Below are 24,683 nucleotides of genomic sequence, written 5' to 3' on the forward strand. Positions count from 1 at the left end.
TTTGAATAAGAAAACACTAAGATCTCAGCTCTTAGAGATAAGAAACAATATCTCCGAAACAGATAGAATTAATAAATCAAAGATAATTATTGATAAATTGATGGCGACTCATGAATATAAAAACGCTACTAATATCATGGCTTTCGCAAGCTTTGGCACTGAAGTTAATACTCATGACTTTATAAAGACAGCGCTTAGAAGCGGCAAGAGAATTATCTTACCTATTTCAATAAAAGAAGATAGAAGCCTTTTTTTACAAGAAATTACAAATTTTGATGAATTAAAACCATCGACTTATGGTATACTAGAACCAGAGAAGAAAGAAAATTTCGATAGAAAAAAACTCGACTTAGTTATAGTTCCTGGTGTTGCCTTTGATCACAGAGGCTTTAGGATGGGCTATGGCGGCGGTTACTACGACAGATTCCTAGCTTCTCTTGATAAAAGAACTAAGATCGTTGCTATAAATTTTGAAGAGCTTTATGTATATAGAGTTGTTATTAGTAGATTCGATATGAAGGTTCCTGTTCTTATAACAGATAGAAAAATTAGAAATTTCCAAAGGAGAGTATTATGAAAAGATATATTGGTACAAATGTAATGGGTTTGAGATGCCCTATAATTACAGCAGAAGATAATATTGTAGACATCGCTGTTGATACTATATTAAAAGCTAGTGAAGCTGGTAACTTTAAAATCGATGACAGGGATGTTGTTGGTTTAACTGAGTCAATAGTTGCTAAGTCAATGAATAACTATGCTACAATTGATGATATAACTAATGATCTTAAAAATAAATTTAACTGTGACGAAGTTGCTCTAATACACCCTATTATGAGTAGAAACAGATTTGCAATTTGCTTAAAAGGTATTGCTAGAGCTTTTAAAAAAGTATATGTTTTATTAAGCTACCCTCATGATGAGGTTGGTAATCACCTTTGCGACCCAGATGAGCTTGATAACTTTGACATCAACCCTTACGGCGAGATAGTTGAAGAAAAAGAATTCAAAAAATGCTTTCCTGATACAAAGCACATATTTACTAATGTTGACTATATAGAATACTACAAGGAAATAATTGAAGAAACAGGCGCAGAAGCTGTTATGTTATTTGGCAATAATGAAAGAAACATACTAAAATACACTAAAAATATCTTAGTATGTAGCATACACACTCGCATTAGAACTAAAGAAAAACTTAAAAATGCTGGTGCTGAAAAGATTTTCTGTTTATCAGAAATTTTAAATGCACCTGTCAATGGATCTGGATATAATGAAAAATATGGTATACTTGGTTCAAACAAATCTACTGAAAACAAGATAAAACTATTCCCAAGGGATTGCGAAAAAATCGTTTACGCTATTCAAGATAAAATTCTAGAAAAAACTGGCAAAAAGATTGAAGTTCTTGTTTATGGTGATGGTGCTTTCAAAGATCCAGTTGGTAAGATATGGGAACTAGCTGACCCAGTTGTATCCCCTGCCTTTACTGATGGCTTAAAAGGTACGCCAAACGAAATAAAACTAAAATATATCGCTGACAATAGTTTTGCTGGACTTAAAGGCGAAAAGCTAGAAGAAGCTATAAAAGAAAAAATTCATAATAAAGGAAATAACTTAGTTGGTTCAATGGAATCACAAGGAACAACACCAAGACAATTAACAGACCTTATTGGCTCACTATGTGATTTAACAAGCGGTAGTGGTGATAAAGGCACGCCTATTGTATATATAAAGGGTTACTTTGATAATTTCTCAGAAGAATAATAAATTTTAAAGGCGATTAGAGATAATTCTAATCGCCTTAATAATGTTTTCCAATCGTATTGAGTGAAAACTAATTTGTAAGTTTCTCCTCTGCTTTTATTACTTTACCATCTTTTGTTTCAACAATATAAATTCTATTTGCTAAATCCTCGTTTGTTTTAAACAAGGAAGCAAAATCTTTAAAGCTTTCAAAAGTATATTTTCTATCGCCCTTTGTATCTTTGGAGTACTTTTCCTCAACATCAATAATCGTTACTTTTGTATTTTCATCAGCTTTAAGAGTCTCCTTATTGTCTAATTCCTTATAATAAAAACCACCTGGATATTCATCTTCAGGTATTTCTAACCTTTCTAGTTCTTTCTTATCTTCTTCTAAGAAGTAATTTAAAAGTATAACTTCTTGTGCTTCTATCTCTGTTTCATTTACTTTAAGGAATTTATAAGTTTTAACTACACTTTCCTTAGAGTCCCCATTATCATTATTTGATACATCCCTATTGCAAGCAAATAATGAAAGTGTAAAAATTAGTATTGTTGTTAATAATAATATTTTTTTCTTGTTCATAATAATCCTCCTTTTGTTAACAATCCAATCATAAATTTTATATAATATAATTAATTATCAGTCATGCACCCCCATATCACTATAGTTTTATATTATTTAAACAATTATAATTATAGCTAGCATTATAAAATTATAATTGTTTTAATATTAACAATATATAAAACTATTATTTATAAGCATTTATGTTTATATCCCCAGTTAATTTCCAATTATTAAGATTAAATATATAAATTCTATATTTACTACCTGAATTTGCTTTTATCTTTAGTATCTTATCTGAAGAAAATTTGTTATCATAGATTTTATGACTATCTTCTTCTATAACTATAAAATATTCAATTTTAGAAATAGGCTTTAAATCTAATAATTTTATTATAAATCCATCATTTTGCTTCCAGTCCATAAACCTGTATCGAATTTATAGGTTAATTTATCATATTCATTAATTGTCTTGATCTCACTCATATCTATAAATCTTAGTTGAGGTGCATATATATCTTTTAGTTTTAGTTTATTAAATTCTTCTTCACTTATGATTTGAATTCTTCCATCAGAATTGTCAACACTTTGAAACTCTACTTCTGTTCCAATAACTTCTATTCTATCTTTCTCTAATTTAACTACACTAGCAAAAACTGGTATGCTAAAAAGAAATGTTAAAGCGAAAATAAATGTGCCTAGTATTGTTTTTTTATAATTTTTCATTATTATCATCCTTTCTAAATTTGGATTTAATTTTAAAGATACCTCATCTCTTTTAACAGAATTGCTCATAAGCTGAAACATTGACTTACAGTACTCTTTTCTTGATTCTATAGTATCTCCCAATCTTGAAATTACCTCTTTGTCTGTATAGATTTCAATATCTTGCTCAAGATATTTCAAACTAATAATAAGTAGTGGATTACACCAGAATACACAAGCTACAAGATTTACTATATGATTAAATAAAATATGAAATCTTTTTATATGTGTTAGCTCATGCATCATTACATACTTTAATAATCCTTCATCTTCTAATATATATGACTGGAGAATTATTTTAGGCTTCAATAAGCCATACGTCACTGGAGTTTTTAAATTATTATTTATATAAATACTGACTGTCCTTCTTAATTTAAAAGACTTTATATAATCTATGCTCTTATTGTCATGTATTATTTTTGAGTCCTTCATAATTTTATCAAATTTTATATATTTATATAGCACATAGCACAAAATAATCAGTGTTACTATATAGCGGTTTCTCGGATATAAAACATAACTTACTTTTTTTGATACTAGCCTTAAAATTGAGTCTATATAACTTAAGATGTATAATATAAAATTAAATATGCAATTGGCGTTAAATTCTTCAATTTTAATTAAAATTTGATATGGGCATATCAAGTATGCAAATAAGAGCGCCCATAAAATAATACTTGCTGATTTAAAAGCATTTTTGTTTAAATATTTTCTCACAAGTAATATTAATATTATAAGCAGTAAACTTTTAAAACTTTTAAGCAAAGCATATTCATTATATATGTCTACTATCACCTTTACTGTCCTCTACTTCAAAATTATCTAATAAGTTTTTCATTTCTGTAAGTTCTTCTTCTGAAACTTTTTCTGTGCTCAAGAATGTTTTACACATATTTACAAGAGATCCTTTAAATAATTTTTGAAACGCTTCTTTTTGCTTGCTAAGTAAAGCTTCTTCGCGTGACATAATAACACTAATCGTATATTTTGGATAACGCCTATCTAAGACCCCCTTTTCAATGAGCCTACCTATAAATGTATAGGCAGAAGTTTTACTAATTCCATATTTCTCTTTTAAAATTTTGGACAATTCTAAAGCTTGTATTTCTCCGTTCTCATCTAAAACATCTCCTTGCCATAGAAGCTCCATAACTTGTAATTCACCATTTGATAAATCCATATTGTACCTCCTATTTCATTTTCATTTATTTTAATATTTTCACATTGAATATATCATATTTCATAAGAAAAGTCAAGTACTTTCTATTAATTATTAATTGTTTTTACGCATAAAAATACCCTCTCTACTCGTAATGAGTAAAGAGGGTTTTATAATTTTGATTATTTTTCTATAAGCTTAATAACTTCTTCTTTAACATGTTCTTTAGTAATTCCGTATTTTTCAAATAAGACTTTTCCTGGTGCTGATGAACCAAATCTATCGATACCAATTGCAGTACCTTCTAGGCCAACAAATCTGCCCCAAGGCATTGTTGAAAGTGCTTCTACTGATACTCTAGCTTTAACATTTGATGGAAGTATCTTTTCGATATATTCTTTGTCTTGATTTAAGAATATTTCTTGTGATGGCATACTAACAACTCTTATTGACTTACCTTTTGCTTCTAAATCTTTTGCAGCCTCTATTGACAAAGCTACTTCTGATCCTGTAGCTATGATTATAGCGTCAATTGCATCCTTTGCTTCTTTATGAACTATATAAGCGCCCTTCAATGCTTCTTCTGATGAATTATCAAGAAGTTTTAGTCCTTGTCTTGAAAGTATCAAGCATGTTGGTGTTTTTTTGCTCATTAAAGCTGCTTGCCAAGCGTAGCAAACTTCTCTTGAGTCAGCAGGTCTAATTACATTGATGTTTGGTATGCTTCTAAGCATTGCTAAGTGCTCTATAGGTTGATGAGTTGGTCCGTCTTCGCCAACACCTATGCTGTCATGAGTTAATATATATATTGCAGGTAAATTCATTAGTGATGCAAGTCTTATTGATGGCTTCATATAATCTGAGAAAACTAAGAATGTTGCTGCATAAGATCTTAATCCGCCATGAAGTAAAATTCCGTTAACAATGGCTCCCATTGCGTGCTCTCTGATACCGAAGTGTATGTTTCTTCCTTCTGGACATTCGCTTGAGAAGAATTTTTCATCATTCATAACTGATTTATTTGATGGACCTAGGTCAGCTGATCCGCCCATAAGATTTTCTAAGACGTTACTTACCTTGTTAAGAACCTTGCCTGATGAGCTTCTTGATGCATCATCTTTTAGTTCTATATCAGTGCAAGCCTTTAATACTTCTTCACTTACTTCTTTATCGTAGAAGCTCATAAGCTTGTCATAATCTGCTTTGTATTTAGCTTTGTATGCTTCTAATTTTTTGTACCAATCTTCTTCATATTTTTCTAGCTCTACGCTCTTTTCTTTCATATAGTCAAGAACGTCTTTGCTCACATTGAAGCCTTCTTCTTCATATGAAAGATTTTTTCTAAGTGCAGCTAGTGATTCAGCTCCTAAAGGTGCTCCGTGAGCGTCAGCGCTTCCTTCTTTGCCAGTAGCGCCATAACCAATCTTAGTCTTAATTTCAATTAATGTTGGTTTATCAGTGCTTTTTTTTGCTTCAGCTATAGCCTTGGATATAGCCTCGATATCATTACCATCTTCAACGTATAGAGTGTTCCAGCCAAGTGCTTCATATCTTGCTCTAACATTTTCAGTGAAAGCAAATTTTGTATCGCCTTCAATAGTAATGTTGTTTGAGTCATATAAAACAACTAATTTATTTAGCTTAAGTGTTCCAGCTAAAGATGATGCTTCATTTGAAATACCTTCTTGTAAGCAGCCATCGCCGCAAAGTATATAAGTCATGTGGTCAATAAGTTTATTGTCATCTTTATTGAATAAAGCTGCTAAATGTTTTTCAGCTATAGCCATACCGACACCCATAGCAATACCTTGTCCTAGTGGTCCAGTACTTGCTTCAACGCCCTTTGTATGCATATACTCAGGGTGACCTGGTGTAAGTGAGTCAAATTGTCTGAAATTTTCTAAATCTTCAATCTTTAGTCCATATCCATATAAATTAAGTAATGAGTATAGAAGCATTGATCCATGTCCTGCAGATAAGATGAATCTGTCTCTGTTTATCCAATCAGGATTCTTTGGATTGTGCTTTAAGTGCTCATTAAATAATGTAAATGCCATTGGCGCTGCTCCTAGTGGCAAACCAGGATGGCCTGAATTAGCTTTTTCAATAGCTTCCGCCGATAATACCCTAATAGTATTTATTGCCTTTTGTTTAATGTCCATATTAACCTCCTATTTCAATTTATATACTCTACTGCATTTTTTGTAAAAATTATCTTCATTAAAAATCTTGGTATGTCCAGTTGTCTTTTAAATCGTTTTGGTTCCTTTATGAGTCTATACAGCCATTCCATACCTATCTTTCTTATAAAAGCTGGCGCTATCTTGACATTGCCAGCTAATACGTCTATTACCCCGCCATTAGCAATTGCAAGCCTTGATTTAATTTTATCTTTATTATAATAGATAAATTTTTCTTGATAGCCCGCTCCCATGCCTACAAAGATGGCGTCCGCCTTTGAATCATTTATCTTTTTTATCAAAGCTTCTTCTTCATCGCAAGATGCATTGCCATTGTGACTGCCTTTGAAATATCCGTTATTATAGCCTGCTACGACTATGTTTGGATAATCATGATTAATCTTCTCTATAGCTTTCTCAGCTATGCCAGGCTTAGCGCCTAACAAAAACAGCGAGAGGCATTTTTCATTCATTAACTCCAATATCTTGATAGACGTGTCATAGCCTGTAACTCTTGATTTGAGCGGCTTTTTCTTTAATTTTGATGCTATCATTAGACCAATTCCATCACATAAATTTAGTGATGCTGAGTTAATTATTTCTTTAAATTCATCATCTCTTCCAGCTCTCATAACTATCTCTGGATTTGGTGTGTAAATATAATTAAGTTTATCATTATCAAAAAATTCATTAATCTTCGCAATGGTTTCTGACATATCAATATTATTTATTCTTACACCTAAAATTTTAATGTCCATAAGCATCATCCTTTAAAAGTTCTAGTGCAAGCTTGCTTGCTTCTATTGCCTTTTTCTTATTTTCTTCATTAATAGAACTTAATATATTTATAAAATCTTTTCTATTATTACTAATGTATTCATAAGCTTTAGTTAAATCATCATAATTAATACCATCTACGTCAATATTTATGCTCTCATCAAAATCTTTTAGAAGCGTCTCAGTCTTTGGATCATAAGAAAGGCCTATAAATGGCAAGTTTTGATGAATTGCATATATCATAGCGTGTAGTCTCATAGCAACGATAAAATCAGCGTTTTTCATAAGATTCATAAGTATTTCAACTGGATATTTTTCATCGATTATCTTGCTTGATTTTAAATTTGCTGCAATTTTTTCTGAGATAGTCGTATCTCTTGGCATCTGCATTGGCATGAAAACAATATTTTTTCCTTGATCAATAAGATAATTTAAAAATTTAACTAGCTCATCTATAAGTTTTTCGTCATTCATCCATGACCTAACAGAGACTAAAACTGTATCTTTATTTATATCAAATTTCTCACGAATGCTTTCATCACTTGCCTCTTTTAGATTAAAGACTGGATCTGATAAAACTTTTACATTTTGATTGTTGACACCAATTGATTTAATGAAATTATATGAATCAATATCTCTGAGCGTGATATAATCAACTTTGTTAAGTACTCTTCTTGTGAAATTTCTGTTGAATTTTTTATTTATCGGTCCAACACCATTCGAATAAACAAAAACTTTTTTCTTATAGTGCTTAGCAAGCTTCATTATTAATAAATAGTACCAAATTGATCTGGAACTTGTCTTGTCTTGTAAGAGGCTTCCGCCGCCGCTTATAAGCATGTCAGACGCTTTAATGCTCTTAATTACATCAAAGAGCTTAAATCTATCAACAGCTGGAACACCATATTCCTTCTCAGTTAGACTTGGATCCTTTGACAGTACTTTTATATTTAGACTTGGATCCAAGGCTTTAAAAGACTCAAGTATTGACTTTAATATAGCGTCATCGCCTGAGTTTGAAAAACCAAAGTAGCCTGACATAATGACATGCTTTGCTAAAATCTTCTTATAAATTTCTACGTGCTTCTCAGCCATCTTTATATGAGTGAAATTATCAATGATTCTAGTATATAAATTTTCACCAAGTTTTTTACGCTCATCAGCTTTATTTTTTAGCTCAAGTATATCTGCAGCAAGCGCCTTATAATCTTGCTTTTCAAATAGCTTTCCTGTTTCGCCATCTAAAATTATCTTAGGTATGCCGCCAACTCTTGACGCTATAGTAGCTTTTTTAAGTGAGCCACTCTCCATTATGACATAAGGAAATGATTCACTTAAGCTGCATAAAACGTTTATATCAATCGCATTCAGAAAATCATATGGATGAGTCTCGTTGCCTAAGAAATAAACATTTTGCTCTAAGCCTAAATCTTTTCTTAAGCTTAATAAATGCTCTTTATCTTGACCATCGCCTGCAAGTAAAAATATGACAGATTTATCTATATCAATCACTTCTTTTGCCGCTCTTAGAAATGTTTCATGGTCTTTAACTTTGTCAAGTCTAGCTAGTATACCAACTATAAACTTATTCTTGTAATCAATATTTTTCTCTATTAAATAGCTTTCTTTATCTTTTATTATTTTATCTTCTAAAAATATACCATTGTATATAGTAAATATCTTATCCTTATCAAATCCTCTACTTACTAGCATGTCCTTAAAACTATCGGAAACTGCTATGTAATTGTCAAATCTTTTTAAGGCAAATTTATTAAGATCGGTAAAAACTATATTTTTATAAAAATTATCTTTAAAATCTAATAAATAATCGCTGTGAACAGTAGTTATGAACTTAGCATCTACTTTTTTCTTTAAAAAGTAGCTTATAAGATTAGCTCTGGCTCCATGTGAGTGAACTATCTCAAAATTTTCACTCTCGATGAGGTCCTTAAGTTTATTTACAACAGAAAAATCAAATCTGCTTCTTTGCTCGATTACTTCGACATCTATGCCATGCTTTTTTAAATCGTCAGCAAAAGGTCCTTTGATAAAGCAAACTAATTTTACATCAACTTTATCTTTTAAACCGCAAAGTAAATTTATGATGTGAGTCTTGGCTCCGCCAGTATCTCCGCCACTAATTAGATGAAGTACTTTCATAATCAATTCCTTTGTTTCTTAATCCCATGATTAGTGCTGCATACATAACAAAATATATAATCATAGCTGGGAACTCAAAAATATTTTCTACTGAATTTTGTATTAAAACACCTAATGCACCGCAAAATAGTCCGCATGCTAATATTTTGTTATCTAAATTCTTTTGAGTAAATACAACTTTTAATGTAGATATTAAAAATCCAAGTATCATAAAGCCAATTGCGCATACGCCGTAGTAACCTGTTTCAACCAAGGTCTTCAAATAATAATTATCTAAGTAGAATGGTGATAAATCATTGTTTATAGCAACTGCTCCGCCATATCTACCAAGGCCAACGCCCCAAAATTTATGCTTTGACCAAACTTTTAAACCTATAGTCCATCTATAGATTCTGCCTCCACTAGCTGATTTAAACATATATTCGGGTGTAAGCATATATAAAAGTCTTGTTGATAATGAATTTCCTGAGACTATAAATAAAGATCCAAGTATCACAAATGGAGTTAATACTCTAACGTTTGTAAATAAAATGAATACAAGCATAGCTAGTGCAAAAGCTATCCATGCTCCTCTTGAGTATGTTAATAACAAACCTAAAAGCATTACCATAGTCTCGATAAAATATACTGCTTTAAGCTTTTTATTCTTTTCAATTAAAAATAATGATATTACCAATGGTAAAATTAATACAAATATAACACCAAGTATATTAGGCGAACCAACTATAGAAAAGGCTCTTACCTTTATCGATTCGCTTGAGTCTATCCAATTGCCTGGCATTTTCACTTTAAATATAAATTGATATATGGCATGAAGACCAAGTAAAAATCCGCCATGTGATATAAATTTTGACACAGTCTTGACAATATCTTCGCTTGTGAAGAATTGCGCAAAAATGTAGTACCACAAAACATGTTGAAACATTGCTCTAAAGCCTTCTATAGCTATCTTAGTGTTTGGTTGAACTACAAGTACATGTATTATTCCTAGAATAAAATATATAGCTAGAACAAAACCAAATGGAGTGAAATTATACTTAATGCTGCCATTTGAGTTCATCCTTCTCATTGCTAGATAAAAAATCATAAATAAGAAATAGAATTCATCCCAATAGTTTGCAAATGAGCTAAGTCCAGGAATTTTTCTGATAATGTAGTCAGTGAATATATAAAAAACTATTACTAAGACAAAAATAAAGCCAAAGTATTTTACACCTGTTAGCTTAATAAAGCCCTTGTAAATGATTGACTCATGAAATGAATTATTAAATTTATCTACTAAAACATGAATAAAGCTATCTCTATAAACCTTGTTAAGTTTTTTATAAAATACAGACATCCTTGCATCAATCTTATTTAACAACTTATATAAAAAGCTTCCCTTTAGACTGTCACTATAAGTCCTTTGTTTGTATTGAGGCTTAGTATAGTCAAATAGAAAGCTTGATCTAAGTAGAGAAAGTATATAGACATATAATCTATATAAAAAACTCTCTTTGAATAGTTTTTCCATCTTAATCAACTTTCTTTCTATCAGCTATAAGAGCGCTAAGTCTGTAGTTGTCAGACTCTAAGAATATTGTTGAGCCAAGTCTTAGCTCTTGCTTGCCAAATTTAAGTGAATTGCTTACATTAGAAAAATTACCTTCTATAGTAACTACAGTTTTTTCCTTAAGTGGATCAATCACTTTTTTAATCTCACCATTGTTATCAACTGTGTTTACGTAGTAGTCTTCTCTCTTGACATCTTTAACAAAGATGTCAAAGTGATTTTTCATCTCTCCTAGTTGATCGCCAATTCTTATGCAATCAGTATTGCCTTTATTTTCATATAAATAAAGTGTTGCCTCATACTTTTCAGTAGTTTTACCTAAAGTTATATCAGCTACATCTTTTCTCATTAGTTTAAGTGAAGCAAAGAAAACTAAGCCTATTACAATCAATACTGCTAGTATATCTAATAAACTTATTTTGCCAAATAATCTTAATTTATTATCTATTATTTTCATCTACTTCCTCCACATTTGTTATATAGCCAAGATATGCATGGTCTTTTGTTTTAACGTACATATCAACGCCTGCTTTTATCTCTTGTCCGCCTAAAGACATGTATGGTCCTGTATAGTTAACATTTGCCTTAATCTTAACTATAGGGTTAACAAATTCTGCGTCATCAACAACGATTATATCGCCATTAGTCTTTACCAATTCGTTCTTTTTAGCTTGAATATCAACGCTAATAATTTCTCCGTCTTGAAATGTTTCTTGAGCGAATAATTTGTCTCCTGGCTTTAAATCTTTGATTGAATCTCTGGTAATATTATCTTTAGCTTCTGCTGTGATTATAACTGTTCTTTTTGCTTCTTTACCTATGCTAGACTTAATGTTTTTTCTGTTTATAAGTAAAAATGCAAGTAATAACAAGATTAATATAATAAATATATCAAATATATTTATCTTGAATTTCTTCTTCATTTATTCCTCCAAAATTTTGTTTATAATGTTATTAAGCTCTTCTGCTTGTGCCTCTCTTGAATATTTTTTGATAAGCTCTTTATAGCCATAATAATTATTCTCACTCTTATAGTTTTCATATAGCTTCATTATAGCGTTTTTAATCTCTCTAGTCTCACCCGGCTCAGCGACTATACCCGTCTTTGTCTCTTCTATAAGCTCTCCTGCTGCTCCGTGCTTTGGAACTATGGCTAAAATATTTTTATAAGCTCTTAGATATTCAAAAACTTTTCCTGTATAAAAATTCTCAGAACCTTTGCCCTTACCTATTAAAAGCAAAAGTACGTCTGCCTCAAGAAGTTTTCTTATTGATTCTTCATGAGCTAGATAAGATAAATAATTAATTTCTTTTTCTAAATTATAAGTCTTTTTATACTCTTCTATCTGAGAGTCTTTTACATTGCCAGCTATATTTATCCTAATATCGCTCTTATCAATTTTTCCTTCATCAATAAGCTCTTTCAATGCTGATAAAAATTCATGCAAATTCCTTCTTCCATATAAAGCACCTGTGTGAATAAAGGTAAATTTATCGCTCTTTTCTTTTGGATATATGCCTAAAAAGTCTTCTTCATCGTAACCATTGGGTATATATGTGGACTTGCCCTTAAGCTCAGGCAAATCAGCTACAAAGTTATCAAGCATAAATCTAGTATTTGTAATAAAATAATCGCATTTAGAATTTATTTCAAGCTCAGTCTTTTTTGATAATTTCATCTTTATTCTTGATGAAAAGCTATCTAGATGAAATGGATTATTCGTCCACTCATCTCTATAGTCGACTATCCACTTCATCTTAGGAAATTTCTCTTTTAGATATAATCCAAATAAATGTGCTGAATAAGGGTAGCTAGTGGTGTATATAACATCTGGATTAAATTCTAGAGCTATCTTTTCAATCTCTTTTTTATTAAATTTATACCAAAAAACTTCAGCATCTGGAAGCGCAAAAAACTTAGCATAGACTTTTTTAATAAGACCGCTATTGTTAATGTCATGTGCCTTAAGTCTGATGACTCTCACATTTTCAGGAACATCATTTAATAAGCTGTCATCTTTTAAGTCTTTGCTAGCGTCTTTTGATACGACTAAGACTTCATTGCCAAGCCTTGATAGATACTTTACAAATTTTAAACTTCTTTGCACACCACTTCCACCTATTGGCGGGAATTGATTTGCAATAAATAATATCTTACTCAAGTTCTCCACTACCCAATAAATAATAATTAAATCCTAGTTCTTCAACTTTTTCTCTATCAATAAAGTTTCTTGTGTCAAAAATATTCTTTTTATTCATAACTTTCTTTATTTCTTTATAGTCAAGAAGTTGGAATTGACTATGATTTACTCCTAAAACCAATAAATCTGCACCTGTAATTACTTCTCTAATATCACCATAAAGTTCATTAAATTCAAGTATTTGATCGTTTTTGAATGGATCATAAACAGCTACATTATAATCATCATTTAGTAAAGCAATAAGATGAGTTATTGGACTTTCTCTAAAGTCATCAATATTTGGCTTAAATGATGAGCCAAGTATAGCTATCTTAGAGCCTTTTTCAACTATCTTCTTTATCTTATCGGCTGTAAATTTAGGCATAGAGTCATTTATATCTCTTGCTTGATGAATTAGTTTCGAATTTTCTTTATCCGCTGTTACCAAGAACCATGGATCTACTGAAATACAATGTCCACCAACTCCTGGTCCAGGTGTATGAACATTTACTCTTGGATGTTTATTAGCTAATTCAATTAGTTCCCATACATTTACACCTAGTGTATCACATATCTTAAGCATTTCATTTGCAAGAGCAATATTTACATCTCTAAATGTGTTTTCAAGTAATTTACATACTTCAGCTGTAGTTGCATCTGTTGTAAATACTTCTGCGTCAACAAATGTCTTATATACATCTCTAACGATTTCAGCAGATTTTTTGTCAACGCCACCCACTACTCTATGGTTATTTTTAAGCTCATATAAAATATTTCCTGGAATAACTCTTTCAGGGCTGTGAGCTAAATATATGTCTTCAGACACTTTTAAGCCAGACTTTTCAAGTATAGGCTTAACAACATCTTCTGTAGTACGTGGTGGAGATGTTGATTCTAAGACAACTGTATCGCCTTTCTTAAGAACTTTTAAAACATCGTGACATGCATCCTTAATATATTTTAAATCGCAGCTCTTGTCTTCATTAAAAGGTGTTCCAACACAGATGATATACATATCAGCTTCATGAATTCTATCTGAAACCTCTATCTTACCCTCTTCTAGAGCTTTGTCTAAAATTTCTTTAAGACCTGGTTCATCAATCTCTAAAGTTCCATTCTTAATCTTTTCGATTTTTTCTTTTATTGAATCATATCCAAATACTTTGAAATGATCACTTAATATTGTGGCTGTTGGTAAGCCAATATATCCTAATCCTAATACGGAAATGGTTTTAATACTCATTTTATCCTCCTATAATTTATATGTAAAATAAAATTATTTATTTAACGCTAAACTTATCTTTAAACCGGCATCAACCTTAGCCATCAGCTTGTCGGTTACGGTTCCAATTTTTTCTCTCAATCTTTTCTTATCAATAGTTCTGATCTGCTCAAGTAAAATAACACTATCTTTAGGCAAGCCAAATTCCGGTCCATCTATTTCTATATGGGTCGGTAATTTAGATTTGTTAAGTTGACTTGTAATTGCAGCTACTATGATGGTTGGTGAATACTTGTTACCTACATCGTTTTGAATAACAATGACTGGCCTCACACCACCTTGTTCAGAGCCTATGACAGGTGATAAATCTGCATATATAATATCACCTCTTTTTATCATATTCTCACATCCTTTCTGATAAGTAAGACAATTATATTATAATTTAAAATCGCTTATAAGTCAATAACTTTACCAGTTTAAGCTATATATCTTTATAATTATGTGAGCTTATTTCTTTATCATTATAATAATATTTTCTAGAAATTCTATCTTTCATATCTGTTAGCACTTCATAATTAATAGTGCCCTCAATTTTAGCAATATCATCATAAGTCATAGCCTTGTTAGTACCGTCACCTATGATGGTTACTATATCAGCAATTTTAGCATCTGTTCCTGTAGCATCAACCATAAATTGATCCATACAAATGTTTCCAATGCTGTTTAAAAGTTTATCTTTGTATAAAACCTTTAGCTTGTTTTGTAAAAGTCTTCTTACTCCATCTGCGTAACCTACTGGAATAGTAGCAACTTTAGTCTTTTTATCAGCAATGAAAGAAAAAGTGTAGCTAACACCTTCTCCTGCTTTTATCTCTTTAACGTTTGATATGCATGCTTTTAATTGCATTAATTTTTTTAAAGGTAAATTTTCTTTTATAACTTCATCCGATGGGTAGTAACCATAAAGAATTATGCCTGCTCTAACATAATCAAGGTTTAATTCTTTTAAATCCATGATGGATGCTGAGTTAGAAACGTGTTTTATCCTTATTTTAAGTCCAGAATCTTCGAGCATGGATACAGTTTTTTTATAGTTATCATATTGCTTTTCTGTTAAAGTCTTGTCTTTTATGTCAGCATTAGCAAAATGTGTAAATATACCTTCTATATCGATATTTTCAAGTTTTGAAATCTTTAAAATATCTTCTACAGACTTTGCTCTGTGGACTTCATCTGCTTGAAAGCCAATCCTTGACATACCAGTATCTAAAGCGATATGTATCTTAGCCACTTTGTTTTGTCTTATAGCTTCATCACTAAGTTTTTTTGCCTTTTCATAGCTAAATATGGCGCTCGTTAAATTATATTTAACTACTTCTTCTAAATAATTATCCTCTAAGTAGTTAAGCATAAGTATATCCTCTTCAATGCCTGCTTTTCTAAGTTCCATAGCCTCGCTTGCAACGGATACAACAAATCTGTCAATACCTAAGCCTTCCATAAATTTTGCAAGAGCTACAGCTCCATGACCATAAGCATCAGCCTTAATAACTGGCATAATCTTCGTTTCAGGTTTGATAGCTTTTTTAATAGAATTGATATTGTACTCAAGATTGTTTAAATTAATTTCAAGCCAAGCGGCTCTATTGCCATTCATTTATTTTACCTCCATCAACTTAATAGCCTTGGGTATAAACTCGATTATATCACTTGCTATTAAAGAATATTCTGTGTATTTTTCTTTTGCAAGATCCCCTGCTAAGCCATGTAGATATACTCCGAACTTTGCTGCGTCAAAGACTTTAAAGCCTTGAGCAATAAGCGATGCTATAATTCCAGATAGTACATCACCAGAACCTGCTGTCGCCATTCCAGGATTTCCTGTATTATTTATGTATTCAATATCTTTATCCATGACAATAGTATTGTGACCTTTTAAAACTACCACCACTTCGTATTTATCACTAGCGATTCGCGCATATTTTTTAGGATCTTTTATAATTTTTTCTATGTCAACGTCTAATAGTCTTGCTAGCTCAGCAAAATGCGGTGTGATAACAGCTCTATAAGCTAATTTATCTGCATACTTCTTTAAATAATGAAGACCATCTGCATCGATCACAAGTTTTTTATTTGAAGCAATTATATCTTTATAAATTTTATCTCTATCATCAAAGAATGACCACGCTGGTCCAAAAAGCACAGCGTCCATATCAGCTAAATCATAATTATCATTAGTTCTAATTATTGTTTCAGAAAGCTTCACGCTAAGTATATCTTGTATATCCTTATCAATGTATAAATAAGATAGACCGCAGCCAGTCCTCATCGCAGCGAGCGACGCAAAATAAGGCGCTCCAGTCATAGACAAAGAACCAGCAAATATGGCAAGCTTCCCGTAATCGCCTTTATGTGTAAAATCATTCCTCTTTTTAAATATTTTAAATTCATCATCAATATTTATTTTATAAGTATTTTCGTCAGTACCTGCAACGCTTATGGCATAGCCACCGTCGTGTGATATTGAGACAAAAAAATTTATACCATTCACATAAGCAAATGGTACATCGTTTTTTCTCTCTATAGAGATATCTTTATATTGTAAGCCAGCTAAATTACCGTTCAAAGCCTTAATAATAGCTTCTTTAGCCGCAAAAATTCCAGCACAAGTTTCATCAGCCTTAGCTGATGATTCTATATAGCTTATCTCTGCATCACTAAAGAAGCGATTCAAAAACTTTTCATTTTTCATTAATTTTCTAATTTTAGATATTTCAAGTATATCTACGCCTATACTCATTAAATTATTCCTCTAATCTCTTCAAAACTTTCTATCTTATTATCGTTCATGTATTTTTCTAAATCTTCTACCATATTTGCCATAATCATAGGCTCAGTAAAGTTCATAGTTCCTACTTGAACTGCACTTGCGCCAGCCATGATGAATTCGATGACATCTGTGTAATTTCTGATGCCTCCCATGCCAATAACTGGTATATTAACGGCTTTTGCCACTTCATATGTCATTCTTAAAGCTATAGGCTTGATTGCTGGACCCGATAAACCTGCAGTTTTGTTATTAAAAACAGTTTTGCGTCTGTCTATATCTATAGCCATAGCGTTAAATGTGTTAACAAGGCTTAGTGCATCTGCGCCGACTTCTTCGCAAGCTTTAGCCATCTCGACTATATCGTTAGCATTTGGTGAAAGTTTTACTATAAGTGGTTTATCTGTTATGTCTCTAACTTTTTTAACCACATCTTTTGCAACGCATGTTTTTATACCAAAAGCCATTCCACCGCTTTTAACATTTGGGCATGAAATATTAAGCTCTATCATTTGAGCCTCTGTTTCAGATATTAAACTAACTGCTTCTAGATAATCTTCTATGTTATTGCCGCCAATGTTTACAAGTGTGATAAGATCTTTTGATAGTAAAAAATCTAGTTCCTTATCTATAAAAGCTTGTATGCCTGGATTTTCTAAGCCGATGCTATTCATAAGGCCACTTGGTGTTTCAAAAAGTCTAACGCCTTCATTTCCGTCTTTTGGGTTAAGTGTAAGTCCTTTAGTTGAGACGCCACCTAGTTTTGAGATATCGTAGTATTCTTCATACTCTTTACCAAAACCAAAGGTACCGCTCGCAGCTATAAGTGGGTTTTTAAATTCAATATCAGCTATTTTAACTCTTAAATCAGTCAATTAAAAACACACCTCCTCCAAATATTGGACCGTCCTTACAAACGCGTCTCATACCAACCTTAGTCTTTATACTGCATCCTCTACATGTACCAACACCACACGCCATTCTTGATTCCATGCTAACTAAGACTTTATTTCTATTGTGAGCCTTTAATAATAAAGCCTTCATCATTGGGAATGGTCCGCATGTATAAATCTTATCATATTTTTCACTCTCAATTATGTCTATGATGTAGCCTTTATAGCCAACTTTTCCGCTTTCAGTAGATATGTATGTGTTTTCAACATATTCTTCGAAATCTTCAATAAGATATGGATTATCTCTAAAACCAGCATAATAATCTATATTTTTAGTAATATTTTGTATAGATCTAGCAAGGTACTTTAGAGGCGCTATGCCAACAGAGCCACCAACTAAAGCTATTTTTTCATCTTTATTAGGTAGAGGAAACTTATTTCCAAGTGGTCCAAGAAGATATAATTTATCGCCTTTTTTAAGCTTCATCATAATATCTGTTCCTCTGCCAACATTTGCTATAAGTAGATAGATATTGCCATCCTCATCTATATCATAGATGCTTATAGGTCTAGCTAGAAGAGGGTCTGTTCCTTGCCAAGATTTAATCATATAAAATTGTCCAGGTGCACCTTCAAACGGTCCACTAACTTTTAAAACGTAGATATTATCAATAATGTGATTATTTTCTAATATCGTACCCTCTTTGTATGCATTTCTAGCCACAAATATCCTCCTTCATCTTTAAAACAGCTTCTCTAATATATTTTGTATAATTTTTATCATCATAATCAGCTTCATCTTTGTGCTTAATATGACTTGTTATTATTCCTCTAGATGAGTTTACAACTCCGCCGTTAAGCTCATTTAGTAATTTTCTAACAGTTGAAGCCTTTCCGCCTTGAGCGCCATAACCTGGAATTAAGAAAAATGTTCTTGGGAATCTCTTTCTTATATCATCTTGCTCGCCGCTGTCCATGATATTATCACCAACAACGAAACCTAGAGATGAGTATCCGTAGTCACCAATGTATTTTTCAGCAATCTTATCAAGATTGTCTCCTATTATATTATACAATGTTTCGCCTTTACTTTCAAGGTATTCTATATCTAAAGCGCCAGGATTTGAAGTTCTTAGTAAAACAAATATTCCTTTTTCTCCACTTTCCAAATAACTTAGATATGGTTTTATACTGTCATATCCCATAAATGGTGAAAGAGTGATAAAATCTGCTTCAAAATCTCCTTCAAAGTGTGCTTTTGCATACATTTCAGCAGTCTTAGCAATGTCAGATCTTTTGATGTCACCTATGCTTAATTTATTTTTTCCTCTTAGATACTCAAGAGTTTTTTTGTATGCCATAAGTCCTTCAACACCTAGTGCTTCATAGTATGCAATTTGAAGTTTATAAACAGCGACTAAATCCTCTGTTGAGTCGATTATATCTTTATTAAACTTAAATACTCTATCTGCAATACTTTCTATACTATTTAAATGTTCTGGAATATAGGACAAATCTGTGTCTAAACCGACACAGATTGGGCCCAATTTTTGAACTTCTTCAAATAATCTATCTATAATCATATTATTCGCCATAAACATGATCACAGTATGCACATTTGTATTTGCCTTTTTCTTTATCAACTAAGACAAACTTATGTGGTATATTTCTTTCAACAGATGTTATACAACGAGGATTCTTGCATTTTATAACGCCTTCAACAAGTTCTGGAAGAGTTAGATTAATCTTTCTTTCAATCTTTTCATCTTTGATAACATTTACTGTGATGTTTGGATCTATAAAGCCTAGTGCAGATAAATCTAGGTCTATTTCATTTTCTATCTTAATCATATCTTTTCTGCCCATCTTTTCGCTGTGAGCGTTCATGATTAAAGCTACAGTATAATCAGCTTCTCTAAGATTAAGATATTCAAATATTTGTATGCCATGTCCAGCTTGTATGTGGTCTATAACTATTCCCTTTGAAATACTATTAATACTTAACATTATTTAACCCCCAATAACTTTGCTATAAGTGCCATTCTTATATACATACCGTTCTTTACTTGTCTAAAATACCAAGCTCTTGGATCGTCGTCAACTTCAACTGCTATCTCATTAACTCTTGGTAGTGGATGAAGAATTGCTAAATCTTTCTTAGCATTTTTAAGTTTTTCAAGATCAAGTACGTAGCTGTCTTTTAATCTTACATAGTCAGCTTCATTGAAGAATCTTTCCTTTTGCACACGAGTCATGTATAGTACGTCTAGGTCATCAATTACATCTTCAAGTCTTTCTACTTCTGTATATGGTATAGATTTTTTATCAAGAACTTGTTCTTTGATGTAGTTTGGAACTTTTAATTCATCTGGTGATATAAGTACAAACTTGTTATTACTATATCTAGACATTGCCTTGATTAGTGAGTGAACTGTTCTACCAAACTTTAAGTCACCGCATAAACCTATAGTCATACCATCAAATTTGCCTTTAGCGCTTAGTATTGTAAATAGGTCTGTAAGTGTTTGAGTTGGATGTTGATGTCCGCCATCGCCTGCATTAATTAGTGGTACTGTAGATGCGCTGTGTCCATATTGAGGAGCACCTTCCTTTGGATGTCTCATAGCAATGATGTCTGAGTAGCAGCTAACAGTTCTTAATGTATCTGCTAGTGTTTCGCCCTTTGCTACAGAACTAGAGCCCGGCTCCGAAAAACCAATAACACCTCCGCCTAATCTTAACATAGCGGCTTCAAATGAAAATCTGGTTCTCGTGCTGGGCTCATAGAATAGAGTAGCTAGGATTTTACCGTCACAAACGTGAATAAAATCCTTTTCATTTTTTACAATTTCTTTACCTAGATCAAATAGCTCATCTAGCTCCTCTAGGCTTAGATCTTCCGGATCAATATAATTTCTTCCCTTAAGCATAATATCCTCCCTATATTTTTTTATCTTTATAATCATACTACTAATAAAATTAAAAGTCAAGAACTTTTTTTACTTTTTTTCAAATTTTATAAACTTGTATGCTTCGTCAATCTTTTTAATGATATCAAGTCTAATTTTCTCTAGTTCTTCATCATCTTCTTGCTTGGAAAGTATTGACATAAGATAATTATACCTCATATCAATAAGTTCACTATTAGTATTATCATCAGAATAAAGAGCACTTAAATTATTATAATATTTAAAGCTCTCGAAATTTTCAAGCGTATAATTTTCAATTAATAATTTATCATTGTATTTGAAATTCTTAAAAAACTTTTCTTTCTTAGCTAATTTAGCATTGCTGATATATGCAAGAATAATTATATACATTATAAATATAATCGTCATAATTATAGTATATTTAATAAAATAATGATTAGTATAAACATCAAGACTTCTTTTAACTAGTAAGCGAATTATGATAAAGTGCAAAAAAGCTCTTCTAGTTGCGTTGCTAGCTATAATTCTAAAGACATAAAATGTTTGTGTGTCCTTAACTCTTGGTCTTATGATTAAGTAATAAAAAATTAATGATACGCTTAAAGCTATATCAAGCCTATGTACCTTAGATACAGGTAGCAAAATAAAATTAAGTATCATTAAAGAAAAACTTGATAATTCTATAATAGATCTTAGGTCCATAATATATTCATTAAAGTATTGTTTATTTTTTTCCATAGTATCACCAAGTATATTATACCATTAAATCATAAGTTTTTCATACCTTTTATAATATATTTATGCTAAAACATATATATTTTTTGCAATATTTTCAATAAACTAAATTAATCACATAATTATCATAAAATTTTTGCATAAAAAAATGAGGCTTGCGCCTCATTTTATTAGCAATTTGCATCACTTGTTATATATCCAGCTTTTGTTAAAACTTCTTTAGCTTTATCAAGGTTCTTCGCACTTACCATGATAACTGGTCCTGTACAACCCATACCGCTTTCAGCATAGATGCCTTCTTTCCAAAGTGCTTGTACTGAATCTTCTAGTTCTAGTATATCGATACCAGCAATAGCTTCTTCAACAACTTCCTTTGGTGGGGCTGCAACAGCTTCCTTTGGTCCGTCATCTTTCTTTTCATTTGCTTTATTTAATGATGCTAAAACATCTTTTAAGCCAGCTGCATTAGCTGCTTCAAAAGTCTTCTTAGCTACCTTGTGTAAATTACCTTTAACAAGGCCTGCAGCATATGTTAAAGCGTTAGCTACAACAGGAACTCCTGATGCTCTAGAAACTATAAGGATAGTTCTATCAAATCCTTCGCCAATACCAGGTCCATATCCAAAACCATTAGCTTCATATGATCCACCTGTTGTGAATGATGAGAACATCTTCATAAGGATGTTACCTGTTAGTGAGTCATTAACTACAACGTCGCATGAAGCTTGTAATAAGTCGTTTCCTCTCATTACATCTCCGCCATCAGCTCTGTGTGACTCAGCAAATTTTATATTAAATCCGTTATCGTTTAATTGTTTAAAAGCTCTTTCAACTTGTCTAGCTCCGTCAACATTTAGTATACCAAGACTTGGATCTTGATTACCTAATGCTTTAGCTACTATTAAGCCATAGATACCATTAAGAACCATTGCTTCTACTCTGTGTGCAGAAGATGTTCCTGTAGTTGTTGCTATAAGCATTTCTTTACCAAATCCAGGAGTTACTGCTCTACCAACAGTTGATACTCCGATTGGGAAATTGTAATGCATAGTAACGCATGCATCTATCTCTCCAGCATCTAGTAGTTCTTCCATCTTCTTATATCCTTGATCTTCATCAGAAACTTCATATTGAGTTAAATTTGTTTCTGCTTTAGGACCGATAAGAACAACTTCTATTGAAGAATCTCTAGATTGAGCAAGTTCTGCAGCTTTAACTAAGTTTTCAGTACCATGTTCGCTACCAAAACTTGTTAAGCCAACACGTACTTTTTTACCGAATGAACCAGTTTCTAATCCATCTGCGATGTCATTAAAAACTTGTCCAATCATTTTCTTAATGTTGTCTGACATATCGTCACCTCTAATTTTCTTCAGTGAATGATTTAGCGAAATCTCTCATTGCATCTGCAACATATTTCTTAATAGTTTCTTCAGATGCTGCACCTTCTTCGCTAACCTTTCCTGGGTTCTTTTCGATTACTATAGATACACCGTCGAATAGGTTTGTCATTCTACCTAAGAATAAGCTTCCCTTACCAACAATCATAGCTCTTTTTACTGCTCCGCTCTTGATATCATCTATAACAAATCCAAGATAAGGTGCTCCTGAAGGTATATGGCCTTGAGTTGGAGCCCAACCTTTCATACCATGTTCAACGATAAAATCAGGAAGTGCAGTTCTTTCGATTTCGCCATTCTTTACAGCTAAAGCTCCTATCATCTTAAAGTTAGCTTCAGGAACGTCACCTGCTCCAGCTGGTCTTGTTATATCTGGATTTTGCATTTCTACTGAATATTTATCTACATCTATGATTTTTAATCCAGCTTTTGTTAGTGGATTTGTAACTAAAGAAGTGATAACTGCTTGTGGTGATGAACCAGTACCAACTGTATGTCTGCCGACAATATCAGTTCTTATTATTGGATGTTCTCCATCATTTTGAGAAACAACAAATGCAAATCCTGCAACACAGTCTTCGATTATTGGCATTTCCTTCTTAACATGGTCTCTTCCGTTCATGCCAAGTTTAGCACTAGAACCACCAGCTACTACCATTACATTCTTAAATGTTCCAGCTTGTACTAAAGAAGCAGCAGAAATTAAAGAGTGAGTTGGTGCAGCACAGAAACCTCTTACGTCTGAACCTGATGCGTTAACTAAACCAGTTAATTCTGCTATAGATTTAGCAAAGTTACCGCCACCTCTTTGATTCATATCGCCACATGCTTCTTCTGAACATTCAATCACATATTCAATTGATGCAGGGTCTATGTGGTTCTTTTCTATACAGTTTAAAGCAGCAAATATACCTGATGCTTTAACTACTAAGTTTTCAAACATTACGTGAGCAGATAAGTTTTGGTCAACATCATGCGCTCTCTTTACGCAACCAACAATTTTGTCTTCGTTCATGATTGCTTCAGCACCGTGATCATTGATTAAGCCTTCAATTTCTGCTAATTCAGTACCTTTTCCTAATCTAGCAATTAATTCATCATTGATTAGCGGATGTTCTTCGAATTCTTTTCTAACTTGATCAGTAAATTCTGAAGTTAAGAAAACTAACTCAAAAACATCTGCAACTTTCATCATACCTATAAGTTCAGATTGTGGAAGAATTTCACCTTTAACACCGTGTCTGTCTGCGCCAGATAGTAAGTGTTCATGCCATGGCTCAGGTACTTCTCTTAATTTTTCAGGAACTTCATTACCTATATAAATTTGGTTAGGTAAATAGTTAACACAGTCTTCGAAACTTCTTAAATGTTTTGGAACTGCCTTTAGATACTCTGAATCTGGATGTAGAGTTCTTTCTGTTGTTTGTGTAGTTCCATTGTGGATTACCATATCAGGTGCTTGTAACAATACATAAGCTGCACCCTTTAATACTGAATAATTCATCCATACACCTCCGTAATATTTTTTTATTATGAATTATCTATAACATAGCAATACTATGACATAAACTAATTATGTACTTCGCCCTTAA

General features: G+C 32.0%; 25 protein-coding genes. 2 read left to right on the forward strand and 23 right to left on the reverse strand.

The genetic code is table 11. The annotated features are described in order from the left end of the window. Window position 1: 1 nt before the first annotated feature. Window positions 2-577 (forward strand): 5-formyltetrahydrofolate cyclo-ligase, encoded by a 576-nt coding sequence (locus AC2UOP_RS01855; protein ID WP_164993638.1) that lies wholly within the window; start codon window positions 2-4, stop codon window positions 575-577. Beyond that, on the forward strand, window positions 574-1,767 hold the full coding sequence (locus AC2UOP_RS01860) for a coenzyme F420-0:L-glutamate ligase (RefSeq protein WP_484832428.1): 1,194 nt from the start codon (window positions 574-576) through the stop codon (window positions 1,765-1,767). The genes AC2UOP_RS01855 and AC2UOP_RS01860 overlap by 4 nt, the downstream gene beginning before the upstream one ends. Before the next feature lie 70 nt (window positions 1,768-1,837). Here AC2UOP_RS01860 and AC2UOP_RS01865 read toward each other — a convergent pair whose 3' ends face one another. The 23 genes from AC2UOP_RS01865 to grdC all read right to left on the reverse strand — a co-directional run bounded on the left by AC2UOP_RS01865 (window position 1,838) and on the right by grdC (window position 24,595). Further along, a complete protein-coding gene (locus tag AC2UOP_RS01865) occupies window positions 1,838-2,332 on the reverse strand; it encodes a hypothetical protein (RefSeq protein WP_484832429.1) in 495 nt (164 codons plus the stop codon). 166 nt (window positions 2,333-2,498) lie between these two features. Continuing rightward, entirely contained in the window at window positions 2,499-2,735 is a 237-nt protein-coding gene (locus AC2UOP_RS01870) for a hypothetical protein (protein WP_484832430.1), read from the reverse strand. Continuing rightward, window positions 2,705-3,871, reverse strand: a complete 1,167-nt coding sequence (locus tag AC2UOP_RS01875; protein ID WP_484832431.1) for a M56 family metallopeptidase — start codon at window positions 3,869-3,871, stop codon at window positions 2,705-2,707. The genes AC2UOP_RS01870 and AC2UOP_RS01875 overlap by 31 nt, the downstream gene beginning before the upstream one ends. After that, entirely contained in the window at window positions 3,852-4,256 is a 405-nt protein-coding gene (locus tag AC2UOP_RS01880; protein WP_070599884.1) for a BlaI/MecI/CopY family transcriptional regulator, read from the reverse strand. Before AC2UOP_RS01880 ends, AC2UOP_RS01875 begins: the two co-directional genes overlap by 20 nt. A 161-nt stretch (window positions 4,257-4,417) precedes the next feature. Continuing rightward, window positions 4,418-6,397 (reverse strand): transketolase, encoded by a 1,980-nt coding sequence (gene tkt / locus AC2UOP_RS01885; protein WP_484832432.1) that lies wholly within the window; start codon window positions 6,395-6,397, stop codon window positions 4,418-4,420. Between the two features lie 14 nt (window positions 6,398-6,411). Beyond that, entirely contained in the window at window positions 6,412-7,173 is a 762-nt protein-coding gene (locus AC2UOP_RS01890) for a WecB/TagA/CpsF family glycosyltransferase (RefSeq protein WP_484832433.1), read from the reverse strand. Continuing rightward, the gene (csaB, locus tag AC2UOP_RS01895; protein WP_484832434.1) at window positions 7,163-9,352 is read right to left on the reverse strand and encodes a polysaccharide pyruvyl transferase CsaB; all 2,190 of its coding nucleotides are present in this window, start codon (window positions 9,350-9,352) and stop codon (window positions 7,163-7,165) included. The genes AC2UOP_RS01890 and csaB overlap by 11 nt, the downstream gene beginning before the upstream one ends. Beyond that, window positions 9,330-10,865 carry an O-antigen ligase family protein gene (locus AC2UOP_RS01900; RefSeq protein WP_484832435.1) on the reverse strand — a complete coding sequence of 512 codons (1,536 nt, stop codon included), beginning with the start codon at window positions 10,863-10,865 and terminating at the stop codon, window positions 9,330-9,332. The genes csaB and AC2UOP_RS01900 overlap by 23 nt, the downstream gene beginning before the upstream one ends. 1 nt (window position 10,866) lies before the next feature. After that, window positions 10,867-11,361 carry a DUF4330 domain-containing protein gene (locus AC2UOP_RS01905; protein WP_019213606.1) on the reverse strand — a complete coding sequence of 165 codons (495 nt, stop codon included), beginning with the start codon at window positions 11,359-11,361 and terminating at the stop codon, window positions 10,867-10,869. Then, complete coding sequence (locus AC2UOP_RS01910) at window positions 11,345-11,827, reverse strand: DUF4330 family protein (protein WP_070599893.1); 483 nt, start codon at window positions 11,825-11,827, stop codon at window positions 11,345-11,347. Before AC2UOP_RS01910 ends, AC2UOP_RS01905 begins: the two co-directional genes overlap by 17 nt. After that, the gene (locus tag AC2UOP_RS01915; RefSeq protein ID WP_484832436.1) at window positions 11,828-13,012 is read right to left on the reverse strand and encodes a glycosyltransferase; all 1,185 of its coding nucleotides are present in this window, start codon (window positions 13,010-13,012) and stop codon (window positions 11,828-11,830) included. A gap of 46 nt (window positions 13,013-13,058) precedes the next feature. Continuing rightward, complete coding sequence (locus tag AC2UOP_RS01920) at window positions 13,059-14,327, reverse strand: nucleotide sugar dehydrogenase (protein ID WP_484832437.1); 1,269 nt, start codon at window positions 14,325-14,327, stop codon at window positions 13,059-13,061. Between the two features lie 33 nt (window positions 14,328-14,360). Continuing rightward, window positions 14,361-14,705, reverse strand: a complete 345-nt coding sequence (locus tag AC2UOP_RS01925) for a type II toxin-antitoxin system PemK/MazF family toxin (RefSeq protein ID WP_019213611.1) — start codon at window positions 14,703-14,705, stop codon at window positions 14,361-14,363. 82 nt (window positions 14,706-14,787) lie between these two features. Further along, entirely contained in the window at window positions 14,788-15,963 is a 1,176-nt protein-coding gene (alr, locus tag AC2UOP_RS01930; RefSeq protein ID WP_484832438.1) for an alanine racemase, read from the reverse strand. Then, window positions 15,964-17,106 (reverse strand): NAD(P)H-hydrate dehydratase, encoded by a 1,143-nt coding sequence (locus AC2UOP_RS01935; protein WP_484832439.1) that lies wholly within the window; start codon window positions 17,104-17,106, stop codon window positions 15,964-15,966. Continuing rightward, entirely contained in the window at window positions 17,106-18,008 is a 903-nt protein-coding gene (locus AC2UOP_RS01940; protein WP_484832440.1) for a dihydroorotate dehydrogenase, read from the reverse strand. The genes AC2UOP_RS01935 and AC2UOP_RS01940 overlap by 1 nt, the downstream gene beginning before the upstream one ends. Next, complete coding sequence (locus tag AC2UOP_RS01945; protein WP_019213615.1) at window positions 18,001-18,750, reverse strand: dihydroorotate dehydrogenase electron transfer subunit; 750 nt, start codon at window positions 18,748-18,750, stop codon at window positions 18,001-18,003. The genes AC2UOP_RS01940 and AC2UOP_RS01945 overlap by 8 nt, the downstream gene beginning before the upstream one ends. Then, entirely contained in the window at window positions 18,743-19,627 is an 885-nt protein-coding gene (pyrF, locus tag AC2UOP_RS01950; RefSeq protein WP_484832441.1) for an orotidine-5'-phosphate decarboxylase, read from the reverse strand. Before pyrF ends, AC2UOP_RS01945 begins: the two co-directional genes overlap by 8 nt. Next, entirely contained in the window at window positions 19,611-20,033 is a 423-nt protein-coding gene (locus tag AC2UOP_RS01955) for an aspartate carbamoyltransferase regulatory subunit (RefSeq protein ID WP_070599912.1), read from the reverse strand. The genes pyrF and AC2UOP_RS01955 overlap by 17 nt, the downstream gene beginning before the upstream one ends. Further along, window positions 20,033-20,956, reverse strand: a complete 924-nt coding sequence (pyrB, locus tag AC2UOP_RS01960; protein WP_484832442.1) for an aspartate carbamoyltransferase — start codon at window positions 20,954-20,956, stop codon at window positions 20,033-20,035. The genes AC2UOP_RS01955 and pyrB overlap by 1 nt, the downstream gene beginning before the upstream one ends. Before the next feature lie 69 nt (window positions 20,957-21,025). After that, on the reverse strand, window positions 21,026-21,694 hold the full coding sequence (locus AC2UOP_RS01965) for a hypothetical protein (protein ID WP_484832443.1): 669 nt from the start codon (window positions 21,692-21,694) through the stop codon (window positions 21,026-21,028). A gap of 167 nt (window positions 21,695-21,861) precedes the next feature. Then, on the reverse strand, window positions 21,862-23,043 hold the full coding sequence (gene grdD, locus AC2UOP_RS01970; protein ID WP_484832444.1) for a glycine/sarcosine/betaine reductase complex component C subunit alpha: 1,182 nt from the start codon (window positions 23,041-23,043) through the stop codon (window positions 21,862-21,864). A gap of 10 nt (window positions 23,044-23,053) precedes the next feature. Then, window positions 23,054-24,595: a glycine/sarcosine/betaine reductase complex component C subunit beta gene (grdC, locus tag AC2UOP_RS01975; protein WP_085840133.1), complete on the reverse strand. Its 1,542-nt coding sequence runs from the start codon at window positions 24,593-24,595 to the stop codon at window positions 23,054-23,056. Window positions 24,596-24,683 lie beyond the last annotated feature (88 nt).

Source organism: Fenollaria sp. (assembly GCF_057222035.1).